Raw genomic sequence first — 18911 nt, 5'->3', positions numbered from 1 at the left:
CTCCAGCTTGGCACCACGCCCGGATTCAGGAAAGAGCGGGTTTGCCGAAGATCCCACGATTCAGGAAAATCACCACAAGGGCCAGACCCAGCAGGACCAACGACAGTCCCCCGTACCCCAGCCAAGCCAAAACCGGCCCAGCCAGGATACCGCCCCCGGCCCCGCACAGATTCATCACCAGGTCGGAGGTGCCCTGCAATTGCGGTCGCTGCTCGATCGCCACTGCCCCGGTCACCATGGACGCGCCGGCCACGGTCGATGCACTCCACCCCAGCCCCAGGCAGACCAGTGCAAAGGTCACCATCACGTAGTCATCGCGCCAGAACCAGGCGGAGAAACTTGCGATGACGAACAGCGCCTGGCCACCGATGACGACGTACCGCGCCCCGAGGGTATCGCTCAGCCAACCGAACAGCGGCGACAGCGCGTACATTCCAGCAACATGCGCGGAGATCGTCACGCCGATCAACGTCAGGCTTGCCCCGTGGTGTTGCAGGTGGATCGGCGTCATTGCCATGAGGGCCACCATGTGGGCATGGCTCAAGGCCACCGTCAGAACGGCCTGGCGAGCCGAAGACGAGGTGCGAAGCAGGCTGAATCCACTGGCACGTTTGACCAGTCCGCCGCCGGTTTTTCCCTCCCGGGCAAGGGCCACATGCATCGGATCCGGTCGTAATCCGATCCAGTAGATCGCCATTCCCACGGCCTGGGCTCCCATGGCAATCACGAATCCCCCGGTGAACTCCGGCAGCCCCCACGCCTGGGAGATGATCTCACCGGGCTGGAAAAGGTTCGGTCCGGCGACCGCACCAATCGTGGTCGCCCAGACCACCAGGGAGAGGTCCCTGCCACGGGTTTCAGGGGACGAAAGGTCCGTGGCCGCGAATCGCGATTGCAGGTTCAGGGCGCTGCCGGTACCCAACAAGCCCATTCCTGCCAAGAGCAATGGCCACCATTGCTGGACGGCCGCGGCCAGGATCACCAGGATTCCAAGAATGGCGATCAAGGCACCAGATGACAGTGCGACTCGTCGACCACGATTCTGCGCGAGAACTGCCAAAGGTATGGCCATCGCCGCGGCACCCACGGTGTTCATCGTCGCGGCCATACCGGCCAGGGCCTCGCTGCCGGCGACATTCACTATCAACAAGGAACCCAGGGTCAAGGTGGCACCGGCCCCCATGCCTCCAAGGACCTGCCCAAGGGCCAGTACCGCGATCGATCGGCGACGCACTTGTTGGATCTGTCGGGCGGAGAAGCTCCTGGTCATGTTCCTCGGTTCCTTGCTGCGTGTTTCTGCTCCGATCATAGTCGCAGAATGCGATGCCGCGGCTCTTGCTGCTCGCCGCGTAAGCACTGTGCTACTTAAACAGCTGGAGGCTGTGACCACCAGAAAATCTGGTGGTCACAGCCTCCACGCGCGGCAACCGGGTCTAGAATTCCCAATCCTCGTCTTCGGTGTTCACGGCCTTGCCTATCACGTAGGAGGAACCCGACCCCGAGAAGAAGTCGTGGTTCTCATCGGCATTCGGGCTCAACGCCGACAGAATCGCCGGGGACACGTCGGTGACCGCAGCCGGGAACATGGCCTCGTAGCCCAGGTTCATCAGGGCCTTGTTGGCGTTATAGTGCAGGAACTTCTTGACGTCCTCGCTCAGTCCCACCGGGTCATAGAGGTCGTGGGTGTACTGGACCTCGTTTTCGTACAGTTCAAAGAGCAGCTCGAAAGTGTAATCCTTCAGTTCCTCACGGCGTTCCGGGCTCTGGGTTTCCAGACCCTTCTGGTACTTGTAGCCGATGTAGTATCCGTGAACCGCCTCGTCGCGGATGATCAAACGGATCAAGTCCGCTGTATTGGTCAATTTCGCGCGCGATGACCAATGCATCGGCAGGTAGAACCCGGAGTAGAAGAGGAATGATTCCAGCAAGGTCGAGGCGATCTTGCGCTTGAGCGGGTCATCACCGTAGTAGTAGCTTTCGATAATCTGCGCCTTCTTTTGCAGATTGCGGTTCTCGGTGGACCAGCGGAAGGCCTCGTCGATGTCCTTGGTTGAGGCCAGCGTGGAGAAAATCGAGGAGTAGCTCTTGGCATGCACCGATTCCATGAACGCGATGTTGGTGTATACCGCTTCCTCATGCGGGGTTAGCGCGTCGGGGATCAGCGACACTGCTCCAACGGTACCTTGCAGGGTGTCCAGCAGGGTGAGTCCGGTGAACACCCGCATGGTCAACAGCTTCTCGTCTTCCGTGAGTGTTCCCCAGGACTGGATATCGTTGGACAACGGAACCTTTTCCGGCAACCAGAAGTTGTTGACCAGGCGGTTCCAGACTTCAACATCTTTTTCGTCCTGGATGCGATTCCAGTTGATGGCTTCAACCTTGTGGGTGAGTTTGATCTTCTCGGTCATGGCCCCTCATCGAAGTGTCGTGTGGTTCGTGCCTCTAATTTTATCTATCGACCGTGTTCCCGGTCAGTAGACGAGTCTTTCGGGTTCATCCCTCCCGGAATAGCCCAAAGGGTGTGGAGGGCAGACTAGGCACCTGGAAACATGAGTTTTCAGGTGCCTAGTTGGTCCTCAGTCGCGGCAGTTGCCGTCCCGCCTAGAGCATGCAGGACACGCAGTTATCGACTTCGGTGCCTTCCAGGGCCAACTGGCGCAGACGGATGTAGTAGAGGGTCTTGATCCCCTTACGCCATGCGTAGATCTGTGCCTTGTTGATGTCGCGGGTGGTGATGGTGTCCTTGAAGAACAGCGTGAGGGACAAGCCCTGGTCCACGTGCTGGGTGGCAGCGGCGTAGGTATCGATGATCTTCTCGTAGCCGATCTCGTAGGCATCCTCGTAGAACTCGATATTCTCGTTGTTCATGAAGGGCGCCGGGTAGTACACGCGGCCGATCTTTCCCTCTTTGCGGATCTCGATCTTCGAGGCCACCGGGTGGATCGACGAGGTCGAGTTGTTGATGTAGGAGATCGATCCGGTCGGCGGGATGGCCTGCAGGTTCTGGTTGTAGATCCCGTGTTCCATGACCGAGGCCTTCAGGGTCTGCCAGTCAGCCTGCGTTGGGATCTGGATCCCGTCGAAGAGCTCCCGGACACGCTCGGTAGCCGGTTCCCACACCTGGTCGGTGTACTTGTCGAAGAACTCGCCCGAGGCGTACTTCGAGTTCTCGAATCCGTCAAAGGTCTGGCCACGTTCGATGGACAACTTGTTCGATGCGGTCAACGCATGGAACAGCACGGTGTAGAAGTAGATATTCGTGAAGTCAATACCCTCTTCGGAACCGTAGTGGACGTGCTCACGGGCCAGGTAGCCGTGCAGGTTCATCTGTCCCAGGCCGATGGCGTGGGACTTCGCGTTGCCTCCGGCGATCGATGGCACCGAGACGATATCGGACATATCCGATACGGCCGTCAAGGCCCGGATCGCGATATCCACCGAACCGGCCAGATCCTTGCCGTCCATCGCCTTGGCAATGTTCATCGAGCCGAGGTTGCAGGAAATGTCCTTGCCTACGCTCGCGTAGCTCAGGTCGTCGTTGTACTCGGAGGCCGAGGAGACCTGCAGGATTTCCGAGCACAGGTTGGACATGGTGATCCGACCGGCAATCGGGTTCTCCCGGTTCACCGTGTCTTCGAACATGATGTACGGGTAGCCGGATTCGAACTGGATCTCGGCAATGGTGGTGAAGAAGTCACGGGCGTTGATCTTCTTCTTGGTGATCCGCGGATCGTCAACCATCTCGTAGTACTTTTCGCTCACCGAGATCTCGCTGAACGGTACTCCGTAGACACGCTGGACGTCGTACGGGCTGAACAGGTACATGTCCTCGTTCTTGCGCGCGATTTCGAAGGTGATGTCCGGAACCACGACGCCCAGGGAGAGTGTCTTGATGCGGATCTTCTCGTCGGCGTTTTCACGCTTGGTGTCCAGGAAACGCAGGATGTCCGGGTGGTGGGCATTCAGGTACACCGCACCGGCGCCCTGGCGGGCGCCGAGCTGGTTGGCGTAGGAGAAGGAGTCTTCCAGCAGCTTCATCACCGGGATCACGCCGGAGGACTGGTTCTCGATCTGCTTGATCGGTGCGCCGTGCTCACGCAGGTTGGTCAACGACAAGGCGACACCGCCGCCGCGCTTTGACAGCTGCAACGAGGAGTTCACTGCGCGGGCGATCGATTCCATATTGTCTTCGATCCGCAGCAGGAAGCAGGACACCAGTTCGCCGCGCTGGGCCTTGCCGGCATTCAGGAAGGTCGGGGTGGCAGGCTGGAATCGACCGGAGATGATCTCGTCAACCAGTTTCTCGGCCAGCTGCTCTTCGCCACGTGCCAGGTGCAGGGCCACCATGCACACACGGTCCTCGTAGCGTTCCAGATAGCGCTTGCCGTCGAAGGTCTTCAAGGTGTACGAGGTGTAGAACTTGAAGGCACCCAGGAAGGTCTGGAAACGGAACTTCTTGTCGTAGGCGCGCTTGAACAGCCCGCGGATGAAGTTCATCGAGTACTGGTCGAGGGTTTCGCGCTCGTAGTACTCGTGCTTGACCAGGTATTCAAGCTTCTCATCCAGGTCGTGGAAGAACACGGTGTTGTTGTTCACGTGGTCCAGGAAATACTGGCGGGCAGCGTAGCGGTCGACCTCGAACTGGATCTTGCCGTCCGGACCGTAGAGGTTCAGCATGGCATTCAGGTCGTTGTAGGTCAGTCCCTGCAGGTTCGCGGGAAGTTCCTTGGAGTCCGTGGAGTCATTCATCAGGTCCGCTTCTGCGACTTTAATGTCCAAAAGGTATCAAGCCCTTCTTTGACGTTGAGAACATCTTCTGAGGTTCCCATCAATTCAAATGTGTATAAGACCGGTACGTGGCATTTGGCCGAAATCTTCTTTGCGGCCAGGCAATATGCGGTACCGAAGTTGGTGTTTCCCGAGCCGATAACTCCCTGGAGGAGTTGGCGGTTCTGTTCGCTTCTCAGGAATCTGAGGATCTGGGGTAGAACCGCACGTCTGCCGTTTTCCCCGCCATAGGTGGGAATCAGCAGAACATAGGGTTCGGTGGCAATGAGCTCTGGTTCGCTGGCAAACAGGGGAATGCGAGCCGAGCCGGTATTGAGTTTTTGTACGAAACGGTGCGTGTACTCCGATGCCGAGGAGAAGTAGATCAGCTTCTGATCGGTGTACTGCACGTCGCGACCATCTTCATCCAGCTGCCGGTTCTCGGCAAGGGCTGATGGTGGCATGTGAATCGCCTCCACTCACTCGTGGGTACGAGCAAGGTCTTTGATGTTCCGAAGAACGCTGAACCTAGTTGGCCTGGGCCAGGGTGTCGATCTTGTCCGGGCGGAACCCCGACCAGTGATCGTTGTCGGTGATGACCACGGGGGCCTGCATGTAGCCCAGGTTGCGGACACGTTCAAGGGCTGCGGCATCCTGTGAGATGTCGACCTTGTTGTACACGATGCCCTTTTTGTCCAAGGCGCGGTAGGTAGCGTTGCACTGCACGCAAGATGGCTTGGTGTATACCGTGACGGTCATGTCCCTGTTCCCCTTTTGGAAAGTCCCTTTTGGCTATGCGATCAGCCTCTTGGGCTTGTCGCGTGCCACCTCTCAAATGCCCTGAAAACGGGTTTCCAGGGCGACTGCGACGCTCTGCGCGCCATCGGGTTCAATACTACATCTTGTGTTGGTTCGCGCAAGCAGCCACTACATGATGTATTACAAGTATGTCATTTGGCCATTGTCAAGTCCACAGCAGCTGTGGATAAAGCCGGTCGATTAAACCGCGATTTCTCGGGCTCTTGCCGATCTTGTCCACAACCGGTGGATGGCCCCATGTGGGCAAAAAATTGTTCGTGTGACACTCCTTTCGGCGTGTTGCCACAGCACACCATCTGGTGCTCCCACCCTGTCGGGGAACCTATCCCTAGTGTCCACCCGCCGGCCGACGTTTTGGTTTTGCACGCACGGCTTGTGGGCAACCAGGGCACCACGAAGGAAACACTGCGCGCAACGATCGGGGACGGGCCTTGTCCCTGTGAAGCCAACCGCCAACGGCGCAGGCTAGGACCCAGCCGGCACCGTGCCGCCGAAAAGCCTGTGCGCCCCTGACAGGGCCAGCGCGGTACCGGACACCGCGTGCTGCACCCCGCGGAGCAACGAGGCGCCCTCGAGCAGCTGCGAAATCAGCAGCCCGGCGAAACAGTCCCCCGCGCCCTTGGCCGTGGACGCTACCCGTGGGGTGTCCACCTGATCGAAGTCTTCCTCGCTGGTGGCCAGCAGGCACCCCACCATGCCCGGATCCTCCGAAGGTGTCGAGGTCACCACAACGTGCCTGCACCCCAGCTCCAGCAGCTCCAGGCAGGCGTTGGCCGCATCCTGTTCGTCGGTGATCGCCAACCCGGTGAACAGGGCCAGTTCGAAGCTGTTCGGAGTGGTGAGCCAGGACTGCTCGAGCAGATGCTCACGGTATCCCTCGGCAACCGCAGGCTCCGCGTACATCCCCACATCCGTGTCCCCCATGGCCGGATCCAATATCAGCTTCAGCTGCGGGTACAGTTGGCGGGCACGGACGAGCCAGCGGGCGATGATCCCGGCCTGGTCCGCGGTCCCCAGATACCCCACGAACACGTATCGGGTCCGGTCCAGCACCTCGCGGGCCAGCAGGTCGTCCAGGAAACCGGCTAACCACTGGTCGGATACGGGTCCGCCAGCAAGGGTGGGGTAGTGCGGCAGGTTGCTCAGCACGACCGTGGGCACTTGAACGCACCGGTGTCCGCCGGCTTCGATCATCCGTGCCACGGTGTTGTTGCCCACGGCCCCGTAGGCCAGCTGTGAACCGATCACCACGACCTCGACCGGACGCTGGTCCAGTTCGTATCCGCTCATCCGACGGCCCGCTGCGGGTACTGCCGGGCCCCGAAGATCCCCTGGCCGACACGCACCACGGTGGCACCTTCGGCAATGGCCAGCTCGAAGTCGCCGCTCATGCCCATGGAGAGCTCGGTGAACTGTTCGGGAACTGCCACGTGCTGGCGTACCTGGCTGGCACAGTCGCGCAGATCCCTGAAGCAACTCCGGATGACCTGCTCCTCGGTTGTATTGGTGGCCATGGTCATCAGGCCGCGCAAAACCAACCGGTCCAAGGGAGCTAGATCCCGCGCCAATTCGGCGGCATCGGCCGCAGCCAGCCCGGACTTGGTTTCTTCCCCGGAGGTGTTGACCTGGATATAGACCTCCAGGCTCCGGTCCTGCTCATCGAGCTGCCGCTGCAGGGTTTCGGCCAGTCGCAAGGAGTCCAGGGCATGGAACTCGTGGGCGAAGCGGGCCACGAATTTGGCCTTGTTCCGTTGCAGCGGACCGATGATCGCGTAGCGCAGGTGAGGCAGGTCGGCCAGTTCCTCGCTTTTGGCCAGGGCCTCCTGGACCTTGTTCTCCCCCAGCGTGTCCACCCCGGCGGCAATGGCCAGGCGCAACCTTTCGGCGGGAACGGTCTTGGTCACCGGCAACAGGCGCACCCCGTCGCCCTGGCGTCCGGCCGCGCTTGCCGCGGCGCTAATCCGCGAATGGACCGCGGAGAGATTGTGGATGAAATCCTCGGTTGTCGCCGCAAACTGTGCTGCTGGTTGCGAAGTCATGAATACGTGCCGGCCTCTTCTTCCAACGTGATGACCTGTTCTCTTGCCGGAACGTGGGCCCGCAGGCCGGCGCTCCGTCATCTCAAGCATAGGCCGGTTGACTTCCGACTTCACCTTCGCGCCCGGCAGGTTCAGAACATCCGCCGCCAGTTGGTCTTGGCCAGATCCAGCAATTCATCCCCACGTCCGGACATCACGGTCTTGATCGCGAAGAGGGCGAAGCCCTTGGCCTGCTCGAATTTGATGGTCGGCGGCATGCTCAGTTCCTGTCGGTCGGTCAGCACATCCAGCAGCACCGGGCCATCATGGGCCAGCATTTCCTCGACCGCCTCGGCAAGCTCCGCGGATTCGGTCACCCGGATGCCCTTGATTCCCAGCGCCCGCGCCACGGCGGCGAAATCCGGGTTCTCCAGATCCGTGGCGTAGGTCAGGTACCCGGCGGCCTTCATTTCCAGTTCCACGAAGTTCAGGGAGGAGTTGTTGAACACCACAATCTTGACCGGCAAGTTGTTCTGGGTGGCGGTGAGCAGCTCACCCATCAGCATGGCCAGTCCCCCATCCCCCGCCAGCGCGATCACCTGCCGCGTGCGATCCACTGCCTGGGCCCCGAGCCCGTGGGAGAGCGCGTTGGCCATGGACCCGTGGCTGAACGAGCCGAGCAGTCGGCGTTGGCCGTTCATGCTCAGGTAGCGTGCCGCCCACACGGTGGGAGAGCCGACATCGGCGGTGAAGATCGCATCCTCGGCAGCCCCCTGGTCGATCAGGCGGGTGAGGTACTGCGGGTGGATCGCTTCCCCGGGTTTGGACGCGGTGGCCAATTCATCCAGCTTTTCCCGGGTCTTCTCGAAGTGCTTAATCGACTCCTCCAGGTGCTTGCGGTGCTTGGCCCGTGGCAGGACGGCCCCCAACGCGGCAGCGGTGTCCTTAACCGTACCCACCAGTGGCAGATCCACCTGGGTGCGCCGCCCGATCTGTTCCCCGCGTATATCGACCTGGATGACCGTGGCGTGCTCCGGAAGGAATTGCTGGTAGGGGAAATCGGTGCCCAGCATCAGCAGCACCTCGCATTCCTCGATCGCCCGGTATCCGGAGGCGAACCCGATCAGGCCGGTGAGCCCCACATCAAACGGGTTGTTGTAGGAGATGTGTTCCTTGCCGCGGAGCGCATGCACCACCGGGGCGGCCAGCTTGTCCGCCAGCTCCATGACCTCGGCATGGGCACCGGCCGTTCCGGCACCAGCCAGGATGGTGACCTTCTTGGATGATCCCAGGATCGTGGCGGCCCGTTCCAGTTCGTCTTCACTGGGAAGGACCCGCGGTTTGGTGGCAACGATGGCCCGCGGGGTGGTCTTGGGCATATCCCCCAGGGCCACGTCCCCGGAGATCACCAGCACCGCAACACCCCGCTTCTCGATGGCGGCCCGCAACGCGATGTCCAGGATCCGCGGCATCTGCGACACATCGCTGACCTGTTCCACGTAGACCGAGCATTCACGGAACACCTCGGCCGGGTGGGTTTCCTGGAAGTAGTTGGAACCGATTTCCTCGCTGGGGATATGCGCGGCGATCGCCAGCACCGGGACGCGCGAACGATTCGCGTCGTAGAGGCCGTTGATCAGATGCAGGTTGCCCGGGCCGCAGGACCCGACGCAGACCGCCAGCTTCCCGGTGATTTCCGCTTCCGCCGCCGCGGCGAAGGCCGCAGCCTCCTCGTGCCTGTGGTGGATCCATTCGATCCCGCCGTTCTCCCGCAGGGCATCTGTCAAGCCGTTCAGCGAATCTCCGGGGATGCCGTAGATGCGCTGCACCCCTTGGGCATCGAGCTGGCTGATGATGTTCTGGGCAACCGTGGACATGGATCCTCCTGTGCTCGGGGACGGTGGCGTGGCCCGCCACCTGCCTGCTGATCAGCCTACGACCTGCCCGTGGTTGCGGCCAAGGATCCCGGCCCGTTCCCAGCGGACCCGAAGCCCGGCGACAGCGAGCCGGTTAGCCGGCGAATCCGGGCCAGTAGTGGCTGTCGGGCAACGCCCTGGCCCCGAAGACCGCCTGGCCCACCCTGACCACGGTGGCACCCTCGGTTATGGCCAACTCGAAATCGCCGCTCATCCCCATGGACAGTTCCTCCAGGCCGATGCCCTCCGGCGCGTCCTGGCGCAACCGGTCGCGCAGTTCACGCAGGGTCACGAAACAGCTTCGTACCCGCTCGGTGTCCGCGGAGAAGATGGCCAGGGTCATCAATCCGCGGACCTTCAGCCGGTCGAAGGCCGGCAGCTCGTTGATGAACGCCGCGGTCGCGGCCGGTTCCAGCCCGAATTTCGACTCCTCGGCCGAGGTGTTCACCTGGACGAAGACATCCAGGGTTCGGTCTTCGGCTTCCAGCCGGCGTTGCAGCGCTGTCGCCTGGCGCAGGTTGTCCAGGGCCTGGAATTCGTGGGCGAAGCGGGCCACGTACTTGGCCTTGTTGGTTTGCAGGTGCCCGATGACGGAGAACTTCAGCCCCGGGATATCGGCCAGGTTCTCGGCCTTGCGCGCGGCCTCCTGCACCTTGTTCTCGCCCAGGAAGTCCATGCCGGCCGCAACGGCCAGGCGCAGGCGGTCTTCCGGCACCGTCTTGGACACCGGTAGCAGGCGCACCGAACCTGCCGGTCGGCCGGCTCGTTGCTCCGCCAGGGCGATCCTGCGGCGCACCGCGGCCAGGTTGGCCTGGAAATCCTCCAGGGTCTGCGCGTGCTGCGCGGCGCTGGGGGCCGGTACGGCATCACTCATGCTGGGTCCCATCCTTCTCGGGTTCTCGATCATCAGGTGTCTGCTCCCAGTGTAGGCATGGTCGCTTCCCCTGTGCGGCCCACGGGCTACGCTGAAGACAGATAGAGAACCACCGGCCCGACACGATGGAAAGGACCCCCCCGATGGATTCCCCGGCAGAACAGAGCATCGACGTCCGGCAGATCGCCAAGCCCGAGCGCCACCGGCTCATCTTCGAACGCTACGCGCAGCTGGCGGTTGGTGCCAGACTGCTCCTGGTGTCAGATCACGAGCCGAAGAACCTGCACAGCGAATTCACCCGCGACCACCCCGGAACCCATCGGTGGCAGTCCGAGCAGTTGCCGGACGGAGGGTGGCAGGTAGTGCTCACCAAATTGGCTTCCACCCCGGCACCCCGGGTGCTGGCCAATACCGGTCAGCTGGCCGGCCAGGACACGCCGACGGACCTGAATGGCGCGGTGTGGAAGCTGGAACCGGCTGCCCGGGACCTGGATGCCAATGTCATTGCCCTGGCCCCCGGGGCGCAGATCGGCGAGCATACCGGACCGGATCTCGATGTGTTGCTGCACGTGATCTCCGGCGACGGGATCCTGCATACCGAAACCGGTAGCGTGGAACTGGGCCCCGGGGACGTGGCCTACCTTCCGGCCCGCTCACGACGCCATTTTGTGGCCGGGGCCAACGGGCTGCGATATTTCTCGGTGCACCAGCGTAAGCGCACCCTGGGATTGATGCCCACCGTCCGCGGTTGACCGTCCGTTACCCGCTCCAGCTTCCGCTGTCCAGGAAATGCTCGAGCGCCACGGTATGGCCGTGGATGTCCAGGCCATTGGCCACCAGCCAGGCATCATCGTAGTAGGTGTTCTGGTAGCGCTCGCCCTTGTCGCAGATCAAGGTGATGACACTGCCCTGTTCCCCGCGTTCCAGCATCCGGGCGATCACCTGGAAGGCGGCATACAGGTTGGTTCCCGTCGAGCCACCAGCCCAGTGCCGGGTGCGGGCACGCAGCAGCCGCATCGCGGCAATGGATCCGGCATCGGGAACCTGGAACATCTCGTCGATGACCCCGGGGACGAAGGAGGGCTCCACCACGGGCCGCCCGATCCCCTCGATCCGTGAACCGATCCCGGTCCGGTAGGACATGTCCCGGCGCCGCCACCCCTCATAGAATGCCGAGTTCTCGGGATCCGCCACCGCGATGCGGGTGGCATGGCGCCGGTAACGCACATAACGGCCGAAGGTGGCGCTGGTTCCCCCGGTCCCGGCGCTGACCACGATCCAGGACGGGATGCTGTGCCGTTCGGCCGACATCTGGTTGAAAACCGATTCGGCGATATTGTTGTTGCCGCGCCAATCCGTGGCGCGCTCGGCATAGGAAAACTGGTCCAGGTAGTAGCCGCCGGTCGACGCGGCCAGTTCACGAGCGGACGCGTACACCGCGGAGGGTCCGTCCACGAAATGGCAGCGACCACCGTAGAACTCGATTAATTCCACTTTCTCGGCGCTGGTGCCATGCGGCACCACCGCGATGAACGGCAATCCCAGCATCCGGGCGAAGTACGCTTCGGAGACCGCCGTGGAGCCGCTGGAGGCTTCCACCAAGGTGGTTCCCTCGCTGATATGCCCATTGACCAAGCCGTAGAGGATCAGCGAACGGGCCAAACGGTGCTTGAGCGAGCCGGTGGGATGCACCGACTCGTCCTTCAGGTAGAGCTCGATCCCCCACTGCGCCGGCAACGGGAAAACGTGCAGGTGCGTATCGGCACTACGGTTGGCATCGGCATCAAGCAGGGCAATGGCCTCACGGCTCCAGTCGGCCCCGGAGAAAGTTACATCAGTCACGGTACAACCCTAGCCTCTTCTGCGCCGCACACGGCTGCCGTTCAGGCTACCCGGGCAATATGCCACGAAGTGATATGTTGTGAGCACCATGAGCTCCTCAAGCAGTCCGATCTGAAGCAGGGAAACGTTGCGCTCCACTGATCCCAAGGTTCCAGCGCTCGCGGCGTCACTTGGCGCCTTGGCGGGCTTCTGCTCCCTGGCTTGGGCTTTCCTGGCCAGCGGTACGGTGTTCGGTACCACTGTTGCCACTTCGGTCGACGGGTGGCTGGCCAGTGACGGAACCACTGCGGCACCGGCCTCGGCGGCCTTCACCATCTGGTTTCCGATCTACCTTGGATTGGCCGGCTACCTGCTATGGCAATTCCTGCCCCGCAATCGTGGTGTACAGCTGCATCAACTGATCCGTCCCTGGGCGATCGCCTCCGTCGTACTGAACGCCCTATGGCTGCAAATGATCCAGTGGAACCAGCTGGGCCTGTCCCTGGTGGTCATGCTGCTGCTGGCCACGGTACTGATCACCGTGGTGCGTTTGATCAGCACCCAAGTCCTGTACTCGGCCACCGACCGGTGGATCACCAGGGCGACCTTCGGAATCTATCTCGGATGGATCCTCATTGCCGCCATCGCGAACCTGATCGCCTGGTTGAGCAGCCTGCAATACGAGGCGCTGACCGAGCTGCTGAAGACCGCCACCGCCTTGCTGATCCTGCTGGCGGGCCTGGCGATCGGCGCCTTGACCTTCAAGAACCCGATGGGGATCTACGTCAATGCCGGTTCCTTGTGGGCCGTAACCTGGATCGCGGTGGCCAGGTTCAATGGCCCGCTGCACTCGGCATCCGTGGGGCTGTGTGCTTCGGTGGCCGCTGCCCTGATGCTCATTTGCCTGTTGACCAGCGTTCGCCACCGGGTTCCCCGCCTGGTCGGTGAGGTGTTGGGCCGACGCCGACACCGGTAGGAAACCCCGACGGGTCGGTCCGTCCTTGCTGTGAGTTCACATAAAGGGTGGCCGATCCCTTGAGTACGAACCAGGCGCTGGCTAGGCTGGAATCAGCGGCACCGTACTGTCCCAGGTGCAGGTGCCGAGGGGAAATCAACGAAAGAGGGAAAATATGTCCAAGACCAAGAAGAGTTTCCAAGAGGTCGAGAAATCGCTGAAGAAACTTGCGAAGAACGCAAAAACTGAGATCCCCAACGAATTGAAGGACAGCTGGAACAAGGCCATTGCAGGTGTTGATGCCAGTGCGATCAGCGAGGCTGGAGCAAATCTGGTTAGCAATGTGACCGGGGATTCGAAGATCGCCAAGCGTACCCGCACCTCGGTTGAAGATGCCGTGACCCGCGCCCAGAAGGCCTTGAGCACCGAGAAGAAGGGCTCCGCGGGACGCAAATTCTTCGTCTTCCTGGTACTGGCCGGTGTGGCCGTCGCAGCGGTGGTCGCCGCCAACAAGAAATCCGCCACCAGCTAGTCAACGACGTACCCGAACACCAGGGCCTGGGCGGCACCCGCGGGTGCCGCCCAGGCCCTGGTCATGCCACGTCCGACCTATTTCCTGCCGTACTTGCGGTGTGCCGCTTGGCGGCTGACACCCAGCGCGAAGGCGATGCCGGCCCAGCTCATGCCCGAGTTGTGCGCCTTGCGCACCACAGCTGCCTCGCGACGTTCAAGCTCACGGCGTTGCGCCACGATTTCCATCAGCTCCTCAATCGGGCTCTTGCCCTCGTCCTGCCGCAAATCCGTTGTCATACCCAACCTCCTGTCAATTAAAGGTGACATGCGCTGCGGCACCTGTCAACACCTGTTGACGTCATTCCGGCTTTGGCGACCCTTCTCTGCGTTGCACTCGATAGGATGATCAGGTGGCACACATCGACGTCTCTGACATCCAATATTTCCTTTCCGACGGCACCCAACTGCTGGGCGGGGTGAGTTTCAAGGTCACCGAGGGCTCCAAAACCGCGCTCATTGGCCCCAACGGCACCGGCAAGACGACCCTGTTCAAGATCATCGCCGGTGACCTCAAAGCCGATGAGGGAGCGATCAGCCGGTCAGGCTCCCTGGGGATCATGCGCCAGTTCGTCGGCCAGGTGCGTGATGAGAGCACCGTCCGTGACCTCCTGCTCTCCACCGCAGCGGCCCAGGTGGCCGACGTGGCCGCCAGGGTTGCCCGACTGGAAGCCAAGATGCTTTCCTCCGAGGACGAAAAGGTCCATATGAAGTACGCTGAGGCGATCATCGAGTGGGGTGATGTCGGCGGCTACGAGCTGGAGACCGTCTGGGACAAGGTGTGCATGGCCGCCCTGGGAATCCCCTTCGACCGGGCATCCGACCGCCTGGCCTCGACCCTGTCCGGCGGCGAGCAGAAGCGGCTGGTCCTCGAAGCCCTCTTTGCCGGCAGCGACGACGTCCTGTTGCTGGACGAACCGGACAACTACCTGGATGTGCCGGGAAAGCTATGGCTGGAACACACACTGAACACTTCGGCTAAAACCGTGCTGTTCATCAGCCACGACCGTGAGTTGCTGGACAACGCCGCCACACGCATAGCTACCCTGGAACCGGGGCACAGCGGTGCCACCGCATGGGTTCATGGCGGCTCCTTCGGCTCCTATGTCGAGGCTCGGCGCGAACGCAACGAGCGTTTCGAGGAACTGCGCAAGCGTTGGGATGAGGAGCATTCCAAACTCAAGGAACTGGTCAACATGTACAAGACCAAGGCCGCCTTCCGCTCGGATATGGCCAATCGGTACCATGCGGCGCAGACCCGGTTGGAAAAGTTCCTGCAGGAGGGTCCGCCCCAGGCGATCCCGCTGGAACAGAACGTGAACATGCGCCTGAAGGGCGGACGCACGGCCAAGCGGGCCGTGGTGGCCGAAAACCTGGAACTGACCGGGTTGATGAAACCCTTCAGCAACGAGATCTGGTTCGGCGACCGGGTAGCCGTGCTTGGATCCAATGGCTCAGGAAAATCGCACTTCCTGCGACTACTGGCTCGCGGTGGCACGGATCCGGAACGGGAACACCTGCCGGTTTCGGATGTTACCCTGGCCCCGGTGGAGCACCGGGGCTCGGTCAAGCTGGGAGCCAGGATCAGGCCAGGTTACTTCGCCCAGACCCATACCCGCCCGGACCTCTTCGGACGCACCTTGCTGGAGATCCTGCACCGCGGTGACGAGCATCGCTCGGGCCTGCCCCGTGAAGCCGCTGCCGCCGCGCTGGACGGTTATGGTCTGGCCGGCCAATCCGAGCAGAAGTTCGAGTCGCTATCCGGCGGACAGCAGGCCAGATTCCAGATCCTGTTGCTCCAGCTGTCCGGGGCCACCTTGTTGCTCTTGGATGAACCGACCGACAACCTCGACCTGCATTCGGGCGAAGCCCTGGAACGGGCCATCGACGCCTTCGAGGGTAGCGTCGTGGCCGTGACACACGACCGCTGGTTCTCAAAGTCCTTTGATCGCTTCTGGGTCTTCGGATCCGATGGGCGGGTCTATGAATCCAGTGAGCCGGTGTGGGACGAAGCCCGGGTGCAACGCCAACGCTGAGCCGTGTGGCGCGGCCACGGAACTGCCAGGGTGAATCCGGGGGTGAATTCATTCAGTTTGATCTAATCCGGACCGTCGAATGGGTCAAACTGGGGTATAGGGAGGCGTTGGGGGGCCATTTGTTCTCAAATGGTTTAGCGTCCAGGATGCAGCCTTATTCTCGCAAAGGTTGCTTCGAGGCAGTCTTCGTCATGTAGAGCGACGATTCCTGACCTGCAGCCGGCTCGCTTCCGGCTGCAGGTGACTGCGTCGTTCGTGGAAGGCCTGGATCAGAAATCCGCGATGACGATCTTGCCCATCTTCATGAGCTTCGAGAATGCATCAGGCCGTTCCATCAGTTCTTCCATGTTCGCCGGGACAATCTGCCAGCTCAGCCCGAAACGATCGCGCAGCCAACCGCATTGCTCCTCGGCCGGGTGGGCCGAAAGTGCCAGCCACAATCGGTCTATTTCGGCCTGGTCCCGGCAGTGCACTTCCAGGGAGACTCCCCCGCTGAAGCTGAAGTCCTGGGGGACTCCCGAATCCATGGCGCTGAAACGCTGGCCTGCCAAGCAGAAGTCCGTATACATCAACGAGGTGGGCAGAACCGGATCCACAGCTTCGGGATAGTACACCTTCTGGCCACTGGCACTGTCGTCGAATAGCGACTGGTAGAAATCCGTGGCTTCCTCGGCACGGTTCTGGGCCTGGCCTCCAAAGAGCAGGCATGGGACCAGGAACTGCTCCGGTTCCTGCCCTTCAGCCAAGGACAGTTGCCAGCTGATTCCGTAGCGATCCTGGACCCACCCGTACAAATCGCTGAAGGGGTAGGTTCCCAGGTCCATCAGGACCGTTCCGCCTTCCAGCAGGCCCGCCCAAGCCGTTTCCAGCGCTTCCCGGGCTGGCAAGCGGTCATCTGCGAGGAATTTCCGGTGGTAGTTCAGGGTGAAGGAGATGCTCGGGTTCGGGGTCATCTCAGGCCCGGCATTGATCAGTGAAAGCCGCATCCCGGCGATGGTCAAGGCCACAACCAGCGGCTGGCCCACGAAGGGGAGCTGAAAATCCAGCAGCCCTTCCTGTGGGTAGGTCATCTCGACCAGGCTGGAAGTGTCAGGGAATAGCGTTGCGTAGAATTCCGCGGCTTCAACGGCATTGGCGTTGTACCAGAGGTTGGGAACGATTTTCTGTGCCATGGAAAGCTCCTTGAGTGGGGTCCATTGCTCTGCCCTGTGAACCGGAGGAGGCCAGCAAGTTTCCGCCGTTGTCCTGGATGTAGACCTAGCGTACGTCCTCGGGCCGTGCCGCGTCAGTCCCCGTTGCGGATTTCCGCCCGGTAAATCCGTCCATGGAGCGATAGACCCCCAGGACGTGCTCGGCCAGGTAATCCCATGCCACCCGTGGCAGCATGCCACGAAGCATCTGTCCCAGTTTGCTGGTCCACGGCATCAGTACCAACGGCGTTCCGGCCAGCATCGCCCGCCAGGCGCGGTCCGTCACCTGCTGCGGTTCCATGATCGGGGTGAGCAGCATTTTTCGGACCCCGGCAAACATCCCGGTCTTGACATAGGTCGGGCAGAAGGTCGTGACCGACACCTGGTTGCCCGCCATCCGTTCCAGCTCCAGCCGCAGCGAATCACTCCAGGCCAATGCGGCAGCCTTGGATGCCGCATAGACACTCATCTTCGGGTTTGAGACCAGTGCGGCCGCTGAAGCCATGGTGAGGATCCGGGCAGGCTCTTCAAGGGCGATCATCCCGGGCAGCAGCTTGCGGGTCAGGAGCATCGGCGCCAAAGTATTCACCTCCATGATCTGCCGGATCTGCGCGGTATCGTGGTTGATAAACGGCTGGCCGGTCACCAGCCCGGCATTGTTGACCAGCACGTGAGGGGCACCGCCCTGCAACGCTGCCCGTACTGCATCACCAATCGCCTGTCCATCACAAAGGTCCACCCTTCGGGGTTCGACCGTGAGCCCCGGATGACGTTGGCCCAGCTCCCGGGCCAGCTCAAGCAACAGCGGCTCATTGATATCCCAGAGAATGAGCCGTGCGGCACCTTCCCGGGCGGCCTGTCGGGCGAAGAGCTCCCCCATCCCCTGGGCGGCACCGGTGATCAATACCGTCAATGACTGAACGGAATTCAGGGCTCGGGTCCGTGGCATTGGTTCTCCTTGAGTCACCGGATGTTACTACCCAGTGTAAAGCCGGTCACATCTTCGCCCACTCCCGAACCGCCACGGCTTCGATCCACGCTCGCTGGGGACATTCAGCCCGGTTGGCGATGACTTAGAGTTAGAAGACGGGTCAAGGGGCCACAGCCTTTCAGACCCTCGGGACATCCTCCAGCCACACATCAAAGGATCGTACATGCGACTAGATTCCCTGGACGCAGACCTCATTCAGTTACTGACAGACTCCCCCATGCTCCCGGCCATGGAATGCGCCAGGCGCCTTGGCGTGGCCCGGGGCACGGTCACCAGCCGACTGGCCCGGCTCCAGGAGAACGGGGTAATCGAAGCAATCATCCCGCGCATCCAGCCTGCCGGCTTCGGCTACCAGCTGGTGGCATTCTGCTCCGTGGAGCTCGATCAGAAGTATGGGCACGTTCGCATCACCGATGCCTTGACCGAATCCATCCCGGAGATCATGGACATGTACACGGTGACCGGAGATTTCGACCTGCACTTGCGCGTGGTGGCCCGAAACGCTTCCGAACTCCAGGACGTCTTCGACCGCATCTCCCAGGTTCCCGGCGTGGCCCGCACCTCTTCGTCCCTGGCGCTGCGCGAGCACTTCCAGGGACGCACGTTGCCACTGGTGAAGACCGAGGCATCCCACGATGAATAATCCGCCGACACTATGCAGCCTGTATAGCCAAACCCTTCTTTAAGTGACATCTGGAAGGCATTTCGCCTAGTGTGGCACGCACCACTTGCGCCGGTATGCGCGAGACTCCTAGCATGACTGCTCGTGACCGGATTCACTGATCAACCGTCTTCACCACCACAATCCCGAGATTTATCCGCATGGTTTCGGTCCTTCGAGGACCGGCAGGTGAGGGTGCATCCCACCCGCGCTTCACGAAATCCTTCCGCCACAGCCGATCGCGCCACACCCAGCGCGGCAGCCGGCGGCAGCACTTCCGTTCAGAGAGGAAC

Annotated in this window: 18 protein-coding genes; 5 read left to right on the top strand and 13 right to left on the bottom strand. The window is 61.7% G+C overall.

Annotation, left to right across the window (positions count from 1 at the left end):
- Positions 1-25: 25 nt before the first annotated feature.
- From OK351_RS04235 to OK351_RS04195, 9 genes are all read right to left on the bottom strand, one after another.
- Positions 26-1270 carry an MFS transporter gene (locus OK351_RS04235; protein ID WP_265156110.1) on the bottom strand — a complete coding sequence of 415 codons (1245 nt, stop codon included), beginning with the start codon at positions 1268-1270 and terminating at the stop codon, positions 26-28.
- Positions 1271-1433: 163 nt separating this feature from the next.
- Positions 1434-2408, bottom strand: a complete 975-nt coding sequence (nrdF, locus tag OK351_RS04230) for a class 1b ribonucleoside-diphosphate reductase subunit beta (protein ID WP_265156109.1) — start codon at positions 2406-2408, stop codon at positions 1434-1436.
- Between the two features lie 193 nt (positions 2409-2601).
- Positions 2602-4749, bottom strand: coding sequence for a class 1b ribonucleoside-diphosphate reductase subunit alpha (nrdE, locus tag OK351_RS04225; RefSeq protein WP_265156108.1), 2148 nt, complete (start codon positions 4747-4749; stop codon positions 2602-2604).
- Positions 4749-5231: a class Ib ribonucleoside-diphosphate reductase assembly flavoprotein NrdI gene (gene nrdI, locus OK351_RS04220; RefSeq protein ID WP_265156107.1), complete on the bottom strand. Its 483-nt coding sequence runs from the start codon at positions 5229-5231 to the stop codon at positions 4749-4751. The genes nrdE and nrdI overlap by 1 nt, the downstream gene beginning before the upstream one ends.
- Before the next feature lie 64 nt (positions 5232-5295).
- On the bottom strand, positions 5296-5526 hold the full coding sequence (nrdH, locus tag OK351_RS04215; protein WP_265156106.1) for a glutaredoxin-like protein NrdH: 231 nt from the start codon (positions 5524-5526) through the stop codon (positions 5296-5298).
- A 525-nt stretch (positions 5527-6051) separates the two neighbouring features.
- Positions 6052-6876 carry a PfkB family carbohydrate kinase gene (locus OK351_RS04210; protein WP_265156105.1) on the bottom strand — a complete coding sequence of 275 codons (825 nt, stop codon included), beginning with the start codon at positions 6874-6876 and terminating at the stop codon, positions 6052-6054.
- Positions 6873-7625, bottom strand: coding sequence for a YggS family pyridoxal phosphate-dependent enzyme (locus OK351_RS04205; RefSeq protein ID WP_265156104.1), 753 nt, complete (start codon positions 7623-7625; stop codon positions 6873-6875). The genes OK351_RS04210 and OK351_RS04205 overlap by 4 nt, the downstream gene beginning before the upstream one ends.
- A gap of 131 nt (positions 7626-7756) precedes the next feature.
- On the bottom strand, positions 7757-9481 hold the full coding sequence (poxB, locus tag OK351_RS04200; RefSeq protein WP_265156103.1) for a ubiquinone-dependent pyruvate dehydrogenase: 1725 nt from the start codon (positions 9479-9481) through the stop codon (positions 7757-7759).
- Positions 9482-9614: 133 nt separating this feature from the next.
- A complete protein-coding gene (locus OK351_RS04195) occupies positions 9615-10394 on the bottom strand; it encodes a YggS family pyridoxal phosphate-dependent enzyme (protein ID WP_265156102.1) in 780 nt (259 codons plus the stop codon).
- Positions 10395-10537: 143 nt separating this feature from the next.
- Here OK351_RS04195 and OK351_RS04190 point away from each other — a divergent pair, with 143 nt between their 5' ends.
- A complete protein-coding gene (locus OK351_RS04190) occupies positions 10538-11146 on the top strand; it encodes a DUF2249 domain-containing protein (RefSeq protein ID WP_265156101.1) in 609 nt (202 codons plus the stop codon).
- 7 nt (positions 11147-11153) lie between these two features.
- Here OK351_RS04190 and OK351_RS04185 read toward each other — a convergent pair whose 3' ends face one another.
- Positions 11154-12236, bottom strand: a complete 1083-nt coding sequence (locus OK351_RS04185; RefSeq protein ID WP_265156100.1) for a PLP-dependent cysteine synthase family protein — start codon at positions 12234-12236, stop codon at positions 11154-11156.
- 127 nt (positions 12237-12363) lie between these two features.
- Between OK351_RS04185 and OK351_RS04180 the strand changes: the two genes are divergently transcribed.
- The gene (locus OK351_RS04180; RefSeq protein ID WP_265156099.1) at positions 12364-13191 is read left to right on the top strand and encodes a tryptophan-rich sensory protein; all 828 of its coding nucleotides are present in this window, start codon (positions 12364-12366) and stop codon (positions 13189-13191) included.
- Positions 13192-13345: 154 nt separating this feature from the next.
- On the top strand, positions 13346-13702 hold the full coding sequence (locus OK351_RS04175) for a hypothetical protein (protein WP_265156098.1): 357 nt from the start codon (positions 13346-13348) through the stop codon (positions 13700-13702).
- A gap of 77 nt (positions 13703-13779) precedes the next feature.
- On the opposite strand, the gene OK351_RS04170 is transcribed toward OK351_RS04175, so the two are convergent.
- The gene (locus OK351_RS04170; protein WP_265156097.1) at positions 13780-13980 is read right to left on the bottom strand and encodes an AsnC family protein; all 201 of its coding nucleotides are present in this window, start codon (positions 13978-13980) and stop codon (positions 13780-13782) included.
- 113 nt (positions 13981-14093) lie between these two features.
- Here OK351_RS04170 and OK351_RS04165 point away from each other — a divergent pair, with 113 nt between their 5' ends.
- Positions 14094-15776 (top strand): ABC-F family ATP-binding cassette domain-containing protein, encoded by a 1683-nt coding sequence (locus tag OK351_RS04165; protein WP_265156096.1) that lies wholly within the window; start codon positions 14094-14096, stop codon positions 15774-15776.
- Positions 15777-16045: 269 nt separating this feature from the next.
- On the opposite strand, the gene OK351_RS04160 is transcribed toward OK351_RS04165, so the two are convergent.
- Positions 16046-16948, bottom strand: coding sequence for a VOC family protein (locus OK351_RS04160; protein WP_265156095.1), 903 nt, complete (start codon positions 16946-16948; stop codon positions 16046-16048).
- Between the two features lie 85 nt (positions 16949-17033).
- Positions 17034-17915, bottom strand: coding sequence for an SDR family NAD(P)-dependent oxidoreductase (locus tag OK351_RS04155; RefSeq protein WP_265156094.1), 882 nt, complete (start codon positions 17913-17915; stop codon positions 17034-17036).
- Between the two features lie 205 nt (positions 17916-18120).
- Between OK351_RS04155 and OK351_RS04150 the strand changes: the two genes are divergently transcribed.
- Positions 18121-18600: an Lrp/AsnC family transcriptional regulator gene (locus tag OK351_RS04150; RefSeq protein WP_265156093.1), complete on the top strand. Its 480-nt coding sequence runs from the start codon at positions 18121-18123 to the stop codon at positions 18598-18600.
- Positions 18601-18911: the final 311 nt, after the last annotated feature.

The sequence above is a fragment of the Glutamicibacter sp. MNS18 genome (assembly GCF_026107515.2).
Lineage (GTDB): Bacteria > Actinomycetota > Actinomycetes > Actinomycetales > Micrococcaceae > Glutamicibacter.
The sequence above is the reverse complement of the archived record's forward strand: the minus strand, read 5'-3'. Positions and strand labels throughout refer to the sequence as shown.

Coding starts and splice junctions, on each gene's coding strand:
- OK351_RS04175 (WP_265156098.1), top strand. CDS start 13,346: ATGTCCAAGACCAAGAAGAGTTTCCAAGAGGTCGAGAAATCGCTGAAG.
- OK351_RS04190 (WP_265156101.1), top strand. CDS start 10,538: ATGGATTCCCCGGCAGAACAGAGCATCGACGTCCGGCAGATCGCCAAG.
- nrdE (WP_265156108.1), bottom strand. CDS start 4,749: ATGAATGACTCCACGGACTCCAAGGAACTTCCCGCGAACCTGCAGGGA.
- OK351_RS04205 (WP_265156104.1), bottom strand. CDS start 7,625: ATGACTTCGCAACCAGCAGCACAGTTTGCGGCGACAACCGAGGATTTC.
- nrdH (WP_265156106.1), bottom strand. CDS start 5,526: ATGACCGTCACGGTATACACCAAGCCATCTTGCGTGCAGTGCAACGCT.
- OK351_RS04210 (WP_265156105.1), bottom strand. CDS start 6,876: ATGAGCGGATACGAACTGGACCAGCGTCCGGTCGAGGTCGTGGTGATC.
- OK351_RS04195 (WP_265156102.1), bottom strand. CDS start 10,394: ATGAGTGATGCCGTACCGGCCCCCAGCGCCGCGCAGCACGCGCAGACC.
- poxB (WP_265156103.1), bottom strand. CDS start 9,481: ATGTCCACGGTTGCCCAGAACATCATCAGCCAGCTCGATGCCCAAGGG.
- nrdI (WP_265156107.1), bottom strand. CDS start 5,231: ATGCCACCATCAGCCCTTGCCGAGAACCGGCAGCTGGATGAAGATGGT.
- OK351_RS04235 (WP_265156110.1), bottom strand. CDS start 1,270: ATGACCAGGAGCTTCTCCGCCCGACAGATCCAACAAGTGCGTCGCCGA.
- OK351_RS04155 (WP_265156094.1), bottom strand. CDS start 17,915: ATGCCACGGACCCGAGCCCTGAATTCCGTTCAGTCATTGACGGTATTG.
- nrdF (WP_265156109.1), bottom strand. CDS start 2,408: ATGACCGAGAAGATCAAACTCACCCACAAGGTTGAAGCCATCAACTGG.
- OK351_RS04160 (WP_265156095.1), bottom strand. CDS start 16,948: ATGGCACAGAAAATCGTTCCCAACCTCTGGTACAACGCCAATGCCGTT.
- OK351_RS04170 (WP_265156097.1), bottom strand. CDS start 13,980: ATGACAACGGATTTGCGGCAGGACGAGGGCAAGAGCCCGATTGAGGAG.
- OK351_RS04150 (WP_265156093.1), top strand. CDS start 18,121: ATGCGACTAGATTCCCTGGACGCAGACCTCATTCAGTTACTGACAGAC.